Origin of the sequence: Xanthomonas sp. LMG 12460, from assembly GCF_009192895.1 — a bacterium.
GTDB lineage: Bacteria > Pseudomonadota > Gammaproteobacteria > Xanthomonadales > Xanthomonadaceae > Xanthomonas_A > Xanthomonas_A sontii.
This window is the reverse complement of the sequence record NZ_NKUH01000044.1, coordinates 19,558-31,706: the sequence shown is the minus strand read 5'-3', so window position 1 is coordinate 31,706 and position 12,149 is coordinate 19,558. Positions and strand designations below refer to the sequence as shown.

The 12,149-nt window shown below is 63.5% G+C and carries 7 protein-coding genes; all 7 read left to right on the top strand.

What is annotated here, in order from left to right; all coding sequences use genetic code 11:
* Positions 1 to 34: 34 nt before the first annotated feature.
* Positions 35 to 5,410, top strand: a complete 5,376-nt coding sequence (locus CEK66_RS10275) for an RHS repeat-associated core domain-containing protein (RefSeq protein ID WP_193312620.1) — start codon at positions 35 to 37, stop codon at positions 5,408 to 5,410.
* Positions 5,394 to 5,843, top strand: a complete 450-nt coding sequence (locus CEK66_RS10270; RefSeq protein ID WP_152236855.1) for a hypothetical protein — start codon at positions 5,394 to 5,396, stop codon at positions 5,841 to 5,843. Before CEK66_RS10275 ends, CEK66_RS10270 begins: the two co-directional genes overlap by 17 nt.
* Before the next feature lie 296 nt (positions 5,844 to 6,139).
* Entirely contained in the window at positions 6,140 to 6,283 is a 144-nt protein-coding gene (locus tag CEK66_RS20365) for a hypothetical protein (RefSeq protein ID WP_017912154.1), read from the top strand.
* Positions 6,284 to 6,580: 297 nt separating this feature from the next.
* Positions 6,581 to 6,790 (top strand): hypothetical protein, encoded by a 210-nt coding sequence (locus CEK66_RS10265; RefSeq protein ID WP_152236854.1) that lies wholly within the window; start codon positions 6,581 to 6,583, stop codon positions 6,788 to 6,790.
* A gap of 187 nt (positions 6,791 to 6,977) precedes the next feature.
* A complete protein-coding gene (locus CEK66_RS10260) occupies positions 6,978 to 7,436 on the top strand; it encodes a hypothetical protein (protein WP_152236853.1) in 459 nt (152 codons plus the stop codon).
* Between the two features lie 522 nt (positions 7,437 to 7,958).
* Positions 7,959 to 10,478: an exo 1,3/1,4-beta-D-glucan glucohydrolase gene (locus tag CEK66_RS10255; protein WP_343193319.1), complete on the top strand. Its 2,520-nt coding sequence runs from the start codon at positions 7,959 to 7,961 to the stop codon at positions 10,476 to 10,478.
* A gap of 96 nt (positions 10,479 to 10,574) precedes the next feature.
* A complete protein-coding gene (locus CEK66_RS10250) occupies positions 10,575 to 12,137 on the top strand; it encodes a sodium/sugar symporter (RefSeq protein WP_152236851.1) in 1,563 nt (520 codons plus the stop codon).
* Positions 12,138 to 12,149: the final 12 nt, after the last annotated feature.

Here is a 12,149-nt window from a genome sequence, read left to right as displayed (position 1 = left end):
CAGAACGGAAGCAGGCATGGAGCGGAGCGAGCATATGACGTGGTTCAACAGCGCATGGAAAAGCGTGATCCTGGGTGGGCTGCTGGGCGCGCTGGCGTCGACGGCCGCCTCCCAACAGCTGGTCTGGTCGACGGCGGCCATGCCGGCCGTCGGCATTGGTGCTGTTCCTGCAGTGGTCGGGCAGTGGCATGCGACCACATTGGCCGATGGCAGCGAGCTGGCGCTGGCGCCCGACGGGCGCTTTCTGCGCCATCGCGTGCCCGGTCAGCGTGCGCGCGAGATCGCGCTGCCATCGGTACGCATCGATGCTAGCGTCACCTTGCTGCCGAGCGGGCGCGTGCTGGTCTGGGGCGGCCGCGATGCTAAGGGCCGGCTGCAGGACGGCGGCGCGTGGTTCGATCCGGCAAGCGCCTCCGTGCAGCCGGCCATGGGGCTGAGCCTGCGTGCGCGCTATGGGCACACCGCCACGGTCCTTACCGATGGTCGCCTCCTGCTCGCCGGCGGCACTGGCGATGGCGCCGGTGCGCAGGTGTGGGACGAAGCCAGCGATCGGGCGATCACCCTGCCTGCGGATCTGCCGGGCGGCGGCGACGCAACCTCGCGCCTGCTGGCCGATGGCCGTGTGGCGTTGCCGGCGTCGCGGAACGCCCAGCGCATCGCCAGCGATGCCGTGTTCGATCCGCTCGCGGGTGCGTTTCTTCCGTATCCGGCCAGCATCGCCGATACGCCAGGCGCGCCACGGCTCGCCGGCAGCGTGCCTGTGCAGGGGGCAGCCGGCGTCGCGCTGACCGCGCGGCTCGCGCTGCGCTTCTCGCGTCCGCTGCACATGCCCACGTTGTCCGCGCGCACCGTCACCCTGGTCGGTCCGGAGGGGCGCGTCGCGGTACGCATCGCGCCTGTGGAGCAGGGGCGTCTGCTGTTCGTGCAGCCGCGTCAGGCCTTGTTCCCGGATTCCCGCTACACCCTGATGGTCGACGGTGCGCGCGGCGCATCGGGCGATGCCGTGCCGCTGATCGCCCTGGATTTCCGCACTGCGGCGTACGACAGCAACGGACAGCCGGTGGCGCACGCAACGGCCGCGCCGGCAGAGGCGGGCGCCGCACCCAGCGTGCAGATGACCGGTGCAGGCACGTCGGCGTCCTGTGCCAATGACGGTGTGCCGTGCCGCGCGCACGGCCTGTTGGTGGACGGCGTCTGGTACCCGGGACAGGACAATACCGACAGCCGCTGGCGCATCTATGGCGCATCGCAACAGCCGGAACATAACGCGCGCATCGCGCGCATCGCCGCGACCTTCCACGTGACGATGGTGCGCGGGCGTGTGGTGCGGGTCGACCAGCAACCCGTGGCCGGGGTCGAGGTCAGCATCGGCAAGGAGCGCGCGCTTACCGACAAGAACGGCTGGTTCACCCTGTTCGATGTGCCGGCGGGGCATCATGAACTCTACGTCGACGGCAGCACCGCCAACACGGCCGGCGCTGAATACGGTCAATTCGTCGTCGGCACCGAAGTCGCCGCCGGCCGATTGAACGAACTCGGCTATCTGCTGCATCTGCCACGCATCGCTGCGCGCGACAAGATCCGGATCCCGTCGCCGACCGTCCAGGACATGGTCGTTGGCCACCCGGACATTCCCGGCCTGCAATTGCGCATTCCCAAGGGCACCGTCGTGCTGGACCGCAAGGGCCGCCTGGTGACCGAACTGGCGATCGTGCCGACGCCGGTCAATCGCGCGCCGTTCCCGGTCACCGAAAACCATCCGATGGCGTTCACGGTCGAGCCGGGCGGCGCGCAGATCCGCGGACTCGACCCAGGCGCCAACAACGGCATTCAGGTCTACTACCCCAACTACGACGGCTACGCCGCGGGTACCCAGGCCAATTTCTGGATGTACGACCCGCGCGATGGCTGGCGCGTCTACGGCAAGGGCACCGTTTCGGCCGACGGCAAGCATTTCGTTCCCGAGCCTGGCGTCGCCTTGCACCAGACCATGGGCGGCATGTACAGCGTGCCCAGCAACGACCCGCCCAGCGAGGCCGGGTTGCCGCCGGATGGGCATTGCTGCGGAACCCCGGGTAGCGGCGGCGTCGCCAATGCGGCCGATCCCATCGACCTGAAGACCGGCGAATTCGTCCATTCGGAAACCGACCTGCAGATCGCCGATGTGACGGCGCTGAGCCTGTCGCGCAGCTACCGTCCCCATGACATGAAGCAGCGCGAGTTCGGCATCGGCACCGCGTCCAACTGGGGCTACTACCTGCACAACCCAGGGGGCACCTACGATTCGCTCGATCTGGTGCTGCCGACTGGCGCTTATATCCGCTTCGATCGGGCCTCCGGTTCCGGCCCGCGTGGCGAGTGGCGCCAAGCCGGTTCGACCACGCAGTATGCGGGCGCCGTGCTGCAGTCGGTCTACGATCCGGACCCGTTGCAGCCCTGGGGCCGCGGCTTCCGCATCACCCTGCGCGACGGCAGCCGCATGCAGTTCTCCAGCTACATGGACACCCGCCTGCGCTGGCTTGAAGACCGCTACGGCAACCGCACCACGCTGCTCTACGACGCGGGTCTGGTCGCGCGCATCGTCTCTCCCAGCGGGCGCTATATTGGCCTGGAGTACGACACCCGCAATCGCGTTGCAGCGGCGACCGACAACGCCGGCAACCGCTGGACCTATGCCTACGACAGCAATGGCTTGCTTGCCACGGTGGGGTTCCCCGATGGCGGCAGCAAGGCGTATGCCTACCAGTCCAGAAGCCAGAACAACGCACTCGCGCAGCATCGGATGCAGTCCATCACCGACGCGCGCGGCAAGCGCGTCCTGCTCAACGAGTTCGAGGTCGTCAACGGCGTGTCCACCGGCAGGGTCGTCAAGCAGACCCAGGCCGATGGCGGCATCTTCGTCATCGACTATGCGCATGTCGATGGCGGCACCACTGGTGTGCTCGTCACCAGTCCGGACGGCAGCAAACGCCGCGTCGTCTTCGACGGCAACAGCGCCTATCCGAAGACCGACATCCTGGCCTATGGCACCGACAAGCAACAGACGTACAGCTTCGAGCGCAACGCCTACGGGCAGGTCACCGCCAGTATCGACCCGCTCGGCCGTCGCACCGAGTATCGCTACGACGCGGGCGGGCGACCGCTGCAGGTCACGCTGCTGGCGGGCACCACACAGGCGCGCGTGTCCAGCCTCAGCTACACCAGTGACGGCGACCTGCAATCGGCGACGGATCCGCTCGGGCGGGTCACGCGGCTGGACTACGGCGCCAACCGCTGCCTGACCGCGGTCACCGATCCTGGCGGCCGCACGGCGCGCTTCGCCTGCGATGGCGCGGGCCTGCCGTTGAGCGCGACCAATGCGATCGGCCAGACGATCGCCTTCCAGTACGCTGGCTACGATCTGGCCGGCATGGTCGATCCGCTGGGGCGCAGCACGCGCTTCCAGTACGACAGCCTCGGTCGGGTGACCGGCAGCCGCGACGACCAGGGCAACGCCACGCGCCAGGAATACGATGCGCTGGGCCGGGTCAGCAAGGCCTACGATGCCGCCGGCAACGCGACCGAATTCGGTTACGACAAGAACGGCAACGTCGTGGCGGTCCTGCTGCCGCACGGCAACGGCATCACCTATACCTACGACGAGCGCAATCGTCCGCTGACCCGGACCGACGCGCTGGGCCAGTCCGAGACATGGACCTACGACACCATGGACCGGGTCGCCAGCTACACCGATCGCAAGAGCCAGAAAAAGACGTTCGCCTACGACGTGCTTGGGCGCCTGTCGGTGGTCACCGAGGCCGACGGGCGCACCCAGACCTTCACCTACGACGCCGGCAACCGCCGTGTCGCGCTGGTCGATTCGGCAGCGGGCACCCTGAGCTGGGACTACGACCTGTTCGACCAGGTCATCAAGGCCATCACCCCGCAAGGCAACATCGTCTACGAATACGACGCCGCGGGCCGCCGTACCAAGATGATCGCGGCCAACCAGGCGGCACTGGAATACCGCTACGACGACGTCGACCGCTTGCGCACCCTGCTGCAGGGGAGCGAGACCGTGGCGTTCGATTACGACGCCGCCGATCGCCTCACCGAGACCACGCTGCCCAACGGCGTCAAGACCGGGTATGCCTACAACACCGCCAACCAGACCACCGGCATCGCCTGGCTCAAACCGGACGGCACGGCCCTTGGCGAGATCGGCTATGGCTACGACCAACTGGGCCGGCTGGTGGCGCAGACCGGCAGCTTCGCCCCGCAGGCGCTGCCGGCGGCCCGCAGCGGCAGCTTCGACGACAACAACCGGCAAACCCAGGCCGATGGCCAGACGCTCAGCTACGACGCCAACGGCAACCTGCTCTCCGATGGCGTAAGGACCTACGTCTGGAACGCGCGCGACCAGTTGGTGGAGATCAAACAGGGAACGGCGAGCATCGCCAGTTTCGGCTACGACCCGCTGGGTCGAAGAGTGAGCAAGACCGAAGGCGGGCAGACGATCAGCTATCTGTACGATGGGCTGGACGCGGTGCAGGAAACCCAGGGTGGCACCGTCAACCCGATCCTGACCGGGCTGGGCATCGATGAGCGCTATGCGCGGAACGAAGCCAGCGGACGTGCGTATTTCCTGAGCGATGCGCTTGGCAGCACGCGTGCACTTACCAATGCCAGCGGTGCCTTGATCCAGCGTTATGACTATAGCCCCTACGGCCAGACCAGTCAGGCCAATACAGGGACCAGCAATCCCTACCAGTACACGGGGCGGGAGCGGGATACGAGTGGGCTTTATTACTACCGGGCGCGGTACTATCGGCCAGACTTGGGGCGCTTTGTTAGTGAGGACCCCATTGGGTTGGTCGGTGGAGCAAACCCTTATGCCTATGTCCATGGTTCCCCACTGATGTATGGAGATCCTTTAGGTCTTTTTGATTTGCCATCAATTCCCCAGCCGGTAGTAGATGCGGTAGCAGGTTTTGGCGATTCGTTGTCATTTGGGTTGACGAACTACATACGGGATCAATGGGATATTAATGGCGCAGTTGAAAAATGTTCAGGTTATTATTCCGGTGGGCAAGTCGCCGGAACTGTTTATAGTTTAGCTATGCCTCTGAGTCGATTGGGTTACGTGGCAAAAGCCCGTCAGATTCCAAGATTGGGATTGTCTGCAGAGGAAAGCGTAATCGCAAGAAACGCTCTGAAGAATTATTTCAGAGGACCTTTCGCTTACTCATTGAGAAATTGGCATGCCGTCACATATGAAGGCCTGGTGGCGCAAGGAAAGAGTAGTGCCGACATAATTGCTGGCGCAGGAAGAACGAGCATTGGGTGGACATCCGTTTTAGTAGGAGGCGGCTTAGTAGGTTCGGCAACGCGCGCAGGAAGAATTGGAGGTAATTGTGGTTGTGGTCAATAAAATACTGGTTCGTCGCTATAGGGTCTACGATCCGCTAGAGCAGGATGTCTTTGTCTATGGCGCTGGGGAGTTAAATTTTTTTTCGTCTGGTAATAAGAGTTTGAATGTGGCGGGTTGGCTTGTTGATTGGGAGAAAATATTGCGTGGCCCAAGGCGCATAATATTCTTTGAAGACGATGGATTTAAATTTATCGATGTTGGTGGGTTAGTTTTTAAAATTGGGCATGGAGTTGAGGTGCATTGCGTTCGAAATATATTTATTTCAAAATTGAGTGTTCTTAATAACGGCGTGCCGGCTGCGTCTGTTACATACCTAACTCCTTGGTGGCGACTAATTTTTGACGATGGTAGTCACCCAGATTTGCAATTTCCTTTAGAGTATTTCTCTAAATTGTGGAATGATAATATTTTCATATTTAACAAGGCTGGTTAGTTCTGGGTGATAAGCGGATGTGAGTGTGGATAAAGATTGTGGTGGGAGGCGGGGCTTCTTCTATGGCTGTTGCTCTTCCTGTTTTTGGTGAGTTTATTTTTTGATGAATAGAATTTGGTTATTTTCTGCATTGGGTTTTTTGATTTTTGTCTAGTAACTCTCCCGGGATAATGGTTTCCAATCATCTGAGGTCAATAACTTTGGAAGGTTGGGTGATTTTGATGCAGATGATGAATTCGGACGGCAGGGCCCTGGGCGAGATCGGCTATGGCTAGGGCTACGACTAGGTCGGCCGCTTGGTGGCGCAGATCGGCAGTAACAACCGTCAAGCCCAGGCCGATGGCCAGGCGCTCAGCTACGACGCCAACGGCAACTTGCTTTCCGACGGCGTACGCACCTATGTCTGGAACGCGCGCGACCAGTTAGTCGAAAGGAAATAGGGGGCAGCAAGCATTTCCAACTTCGGTTACGACCCGCTGGGCCGAAGAATGAGCAAGGCCGAAGGCGGACAGACGATCAGCTATTTGTATGATGGACTGGATGCGGTGCAAGAGACGTAGGGCGGCACCGTCAACCTGATCCTGACAGGGCTTGGTATGGATGAGCGCTATGCGCGGAATGACGTCAATGGCCGAGCGCATTTCCTGGCAGATCATCTGGGCAGTATGCGGAGCAAGGCGGCTGACACTGGTAGCCGCCATGGCTATTGGTGGTAGTGCCGCTGTGGAGGATAGGGGATGAGAATTGAGGTTCGCATAAGGCAATCAGAGATTCGCTTTCGTAGTGGAATTAAGCTTATTTTGTTTGTTGCTGTTGCGGCATCTATCGCATGGATTATAAATGTATTGTGGCTGGCGAAGCTTCTTCTTTTTTTTGCTTTGTTTTTTTCTGCCGTTACAGTATTTGAATTTTTTAATGCTTGGCGGCTTAGGAAAAGGCTGCAATGATTATTGGCTGCTCGTGTATATCGAGCTCGGCATGCATGAGCTCTGTACGTGCAATAAATCTAGTGGGTATGTGTCCGGCGAGATTGATTTTGGCTTTGCTGAGGCGGCCTAGGGAATGAGGCGGTCAGTATCGTCCTTTCTGGGATTGAAGGTGTATAGGTCATGAATAAATTCGATTTTTACATTTATGCGCGCCGTTGATTTCCTCTCGGTTTATGGCGCAAGCACATTCTCCGTTCTGTGCTACGGTGTTTTTGATGCAGCTTCCTTGCAGGGAGCATATGCAACGCTGAAGCGGGATATCAGTTCGCGGAGCGAAGCGTCCGTTTACAGGATGCTTGGCGACGATTGGCCGAACGGCGTATTGCTCCTCGAGACGGTCGTGGCTGCTCCGGATGCGATCTCTGCAGAAATTCATCGGGCCTTGGCAAGCATGTTCGATGCGGAGGGCTGCAGGTTCTCCCTGTGCATGTATGGCGGGGCTTTTAATCGCTATGAAAGTTTGTTTTCTCCAGATTTTTTCGATCAGGTGTATGCGTTCGCGTTCCGCAGGAACGACCATGTCGTCAATCTCGATGCGTCATTGCTTGCCTCCGGGCAATGGAAGGACATTATCGCTGCCTGTCGACTGAGAGCCTCGATCTAGGAGGAATGGTCCTTGTGCCGGCGGGCCTGTGGCGAACGACTCCGTCTCGGTTCGACATTGATTGCCTACCAGACGTCACCGTCACGGATTCGGCCATGCTCCATGACGGGGTAAGAAGGCCATCGAACTGGCAAGCGATCAGGTGCGTCATCTGCCCGTATGCGGTCCCAGATCTGCGCAGTGTGCAATGTCGGTTCTACTGCGATGCAGCAAAATCTCCGCAGCGACGCTGCGTATGCTGGTGAAGCAAAACAAGTCCATGCCAGTCACCCCAAGCAAACCCGGTATTCCATCGCTATAGCGTCAGTCGATATCCGTGCGGCGTCGAGGCATACCTCGCGTCGCGGTTGACAGGCTTGGGGCGATTCGGGAAGCGTAGGCGCCGGCCGCACCTCGGCGTGTGCGGTCCGGCCGCGACATGGCATGCGTTCGCCGTTCCTGGGAGGGAGTCTCTTGCACACACAGACCGCTGGCGCGCGCGCGCCGTTTCGCACGGCGCTGGCCGCGGCCGCTGCGCTTGGCCTGCTGGCGTTGGCCGCCGCCGTTCCCGGTCGCTCCGTGCCGGTCGCACCGGCGGCCGCGCCGCCGCCGCCGATCCATCCGGACCGGTGGCCGTCGCCGGCCTGGCCGTTGAAGGAGGATCCGGCGCTGGAGGCGCGCATCACCAAGCTGATGGCGCAGATGTCGGTGGAGCAGAAGGTCGGGCAGACCGTACAGGGCGACATCGGCAGCATGACCCCGGAGGACGCGCGCAAGTACCACATCGGTTCGGTGCTAGCTGGCGGCAATTCCGATCCCGGCGGCAAGTACGACGCCAGCCCGGCGCAGTGGCTGGCGCTGGCCGATGCCTATTACACGGCGTCGATGCAGACCGACGGTGCCGGCCCGGCGATTCCGATCATCTTCGGCATCGACGCGGTGCACGGGCAGAGCAACATCGTCGGCGCCACGCTGTTCCCGCACAACATCGGCCTGGGCGCGACCCGCGACCCGGAACTGATGCGCAAGATCGGCGAGATCACCGCCGCCGAGACGCGCACCACCGGCATGGAATGGACCTTCGCCCCGACCGTGGCGGTGCCGCAGGACGACCGCTGGGGCCGCACCTACGAAGGCTATTCCGAGTCGCCCGAGGTGGTGGCCAGCTACGCCGGCAAGGTGGTCGAGGGGCTGCAGGGCGTGCCCGGCACGTCGGGTTTCCTGGACGGGTCGCACGTGATCTCCTCGGTCAAGCACTTCCTCGGCGATGGCGGCACCACCGACGGCAAGGACCAGGGCGATACCCGGATCAGCGAGCAGCAGCTGCGCGACATCCACGGCGCCGGCTATCCGCCGGCGATCGCCGCGGGGGCGCAGACGGTGATGGCCTCGTTCAACAGCGTCAACGGGGTCAAGATGCACGGCAACACGGTCATGCTGACCGACGTGCTGAAGGGGCAGATGCATTTCGGCGGCTTCGTGGTCGGCGACTGGAACGGCCACGGCCAGGTGCCCGGCTGCCGCAACGACGATTGCCCGGCCGCGTTCAACGCCGGCGTGGACATGCTGATGGCCCCGGACAGCTGGAAGGGCGTCTACGAGAACGCGCTGAAGGCGGTGAAGTCGGGGCAGATCCCGATGGCGCGGCTGGACGATGCGGTGCGGCGCATCCTGCGAGTCAAGCTGCGCCTGGGCCTGTTCGAGGCCGGCAAGCCGTCGCAGCGTCCGCTCGGCGGCAAGTTCGAGCTGCTCGGCGCGCCCGAACACCGCGCGGTGGCGCGGCAGGCGGTGCGCGAATCGCTGGTGCTGCTGAAGAACCAGGGGCAGCTGTTGCCGCTGAAGCCGCAGCTCAAGCTGCTGGTGGCCGGCGACGGCGCCAACGACATGGGCAAGCAGGCCGGCGGCTGGACCCTTAACTGGCAGGGCACCGGCACCAAGCGCGCCGACTACCCCAACGGCACCACCATCTGGGAGGGCCTGCAGCAGCAGGTCGGCGCCGCCGGCGGCAATGCCGAACTGGCGGTGGACGGCAAGTTCACCACCAAGCCGGACGTGGCGGTGGTGGTGTTCGGCGAGCATCCCTACGCCGAATTCCAGGGCGACATCGCCACGCTGCTGTACAAGCCCGGCGACGACAGCGACCTGGACCTGATCAAGTCGCTCAAGGCCCAGGGCATCCCGGTGGTGGCGGTGTTCCTGAGCGGGCGGCCGCTGTGGGTGAACCGCGAGATCAACGCCGCCGACGCCTTCGTCGCGGCCTGGTTGCCGGGTTCGGAAGGCGCCGGCATCGCCGACGTGCTGCTGCGCAAGGCGGACGGCAGCGTGCAGTACGACTTCCACGGCAAGCTGAGCTTCTCCTGGCCGCGCACCGCGGTGCAGTTCGCCAACAACGTCGGGCAGAAGAACTACAGCCCGCAGTTCGCTTTCGGCTACGGCCTCACCTACGAGGACAAGGGCGATCTGAGCCGCTTGTCCGAGGTGTCGGGCGTGTCCGGCGCGCAGGCGGTGGGTGGGGTGTACCTGGACCGCGGCAAGCCGGCGGCGGGCATCAATCTGATCCTGTTCGGCGGCACGCAGGCCAATCTGCCGGCGGCGACCTTCCCGGCGGCACTGGCCGACGGCTCGCTGAAGGTCACCGCGATCGACCACAAGGCGCAGGAGGATGCGCGACGCTTCGTCTGGTCCGGCAGCGGCAAGTCCGGGTTGGCGCTGGTGTTGCCCAAGCCGCTAGACGTGTCGCGCGAGAGCAATGGCGACGTGCAATTGATCCTGACCGTCAAGGTGGATGCGGCGCCCGGCGCCGCCGCCCGCATCGGCGTGGCCTGCGGCCACGACTGCGGCGCGCGGCTGGACCTCGGCAAGGCCTTGGCCGCGCTGCCCAAGGGCGAGTGGCGCACCCTCGGCGTGCCGCTGAAGTGCTTCGCGGTGGCCGGCGCCGACCTGACCCGGCTTGAGCGCCTGCCCTTGATCGAGAGCGACGGCGCGCTGGATCTGTCGCTGTCGCGGATCGCGCTGGGCAGCAGCAACGACGCGCAGAGCGTGGTCGACTGCCCGCTGCATTGAGCGGCGGCGAACGGTTTTCTTGAACGAGCGGCGCCGCCCACGCGGGCGGCGTCATGGACAACGGTGCGACAGGGCTGCGGCCCGTAGGAGAAGGCAGTGGGGTTGGCGACGTTGGATGTGGCGATCGTGGTGGTCTACCTGGCGGGCATCTTCCTGCTCGCGCAATGGGTCTCGCGGGAGAAAGCCGGACACCGCAAGAGCGCGGAAGATTACTTCCTGGCCAGCAAGACTCTGCCGTGGTGGGCGATCGGCGCCTCGCTGATCGCGGCGAACATCTCCGCCGAGCAGATCATCGGCATGGCCGGTTCCGGTTACGCGATCGGCTTGGCGATCGCCTCCTATGAGTGGATGGCGGCGCTGACCCTGCTGATCGTCGGCAAGTTCTTCCTGCCGATCTTCCTGCGCAACGGCATCTACACCATGCCGCAGTTCCTGGAGCAGCGCTACGGCAAGTGGATCCGCACGCTGATGGCGGTGTTCTGGCTGCTGCTGTACGTGTTCGTCAACCTGACCTCGATCCTGTGGCTGGGCTCGATCGCGGTGAGCCAGGTCACCGGCATGGATCAGACCCTGGCGCTGGCGCTGATCGGCGTGTTCGCGCTGGTGTACCAGCTGTACGGCGGGCTGAAGGCGGTGGCGCTGACCGACATCGTCCAGGTCACCCTGCTGGTGCTGGGCGGTCTGCTGGTCGCCGGACTGACCCTCTCGCGGATCGGCGACGGCGCCGGCGTGCTCGCCGGCTTCCGCCACCTGTGGAACGCGCACCCCGAGCACTTCCACATGATCCTGTCCAAGGACAACCCGTTCTACAAGGATCTGCCGGGCCTGAGCGTGCTGCTCGGCGGCCTGTGGGTGATGAACATCAGCTACTGGGGCTTCAACCAGTACATCATCCAGCGTGCGCTGGCGGCCAAGAACATCGGCGAGGCGCAGAAGGGCATGGTGTTCGCCGCGTTCCTGAAGTTGCTGATGCCGGTGGTGGTGGTGGTGCCGGGCATCGCCGCGGTGGTGCTGGCGCCGGACCTGGCCAAGCCCGACCAGGCCTATCCGACCATGATGCAGTTGCTGCCCAGCGGCATCCTCGGCCTGGTGTTCGCCGCGCTGGTGGCGGCGATCGTGGCCTCGCTGGCCTCCAAGATCAATTCGGTGGCGACCATCTTCACCCTGGACTTCTACGCCAAGTTCCGCCCGCAGGCCGACCAGCCGCAGCTGGTGCGGGTCGGCCGCGTGGCCGCGGTGACCTCGGTGCTGATCGGCATCCTCACCGCGCGGCCGCTGCTGGGCAATTTCGACCAGGGCTTCCAGTTCATCCAGGAATTCACCGGCTTTTTCACCCCGGGCGTGGTGGTGATCTTCATGCTCGGCCTGTTCTGGAAGCGCGCCAACGAGGCCGGCGCACTGACCGCGGCGATCGGCTCGGTGCTGCTGTCGTTCGCGCTCAAGAAACTGTGGCCGGAACTGCCGTTCATGGACCGCATCGGCCTGGTGTTCGTGCTGTCGCTGGTGGCGGCGGTGGTGGTGTCGCTGCTCACCCCGCTGGCGCCTGCGCGCGACCTGATCCGCACCGACGATGTGCGCTACGGCACCACGCTGGGCTTCAAGCTCGGCGCCGCCGTGGTAATCGCGATCCTGGTGGCGCTGTACGCCGTGTTCTGGTGAGCCACGGGCCGG

Coding starts and splice junctions, on each gene's coding strand:
- CEK66_RS10275 (WP_193312620.1), top strand. CDS start 35: ATGACGTGGTTCAACAGCGCATGGAAAAGCGTGATCCTGGGTGGGCTG.
- CEK66_RS10265 (WP_152236854.1), top strand. CDS start 6,581: ATGAGAATTGAGGTTCGCATAAGGCAATCAGAGATTCGCTTTCGTAGT.
- CEK66_RS10260 (WP_152236853.1), top strand. CDS start 6,978: ATGCGCGCCGTTGATTTCCTCTCGGTTTATGGCGCAAGCACATTCTCC.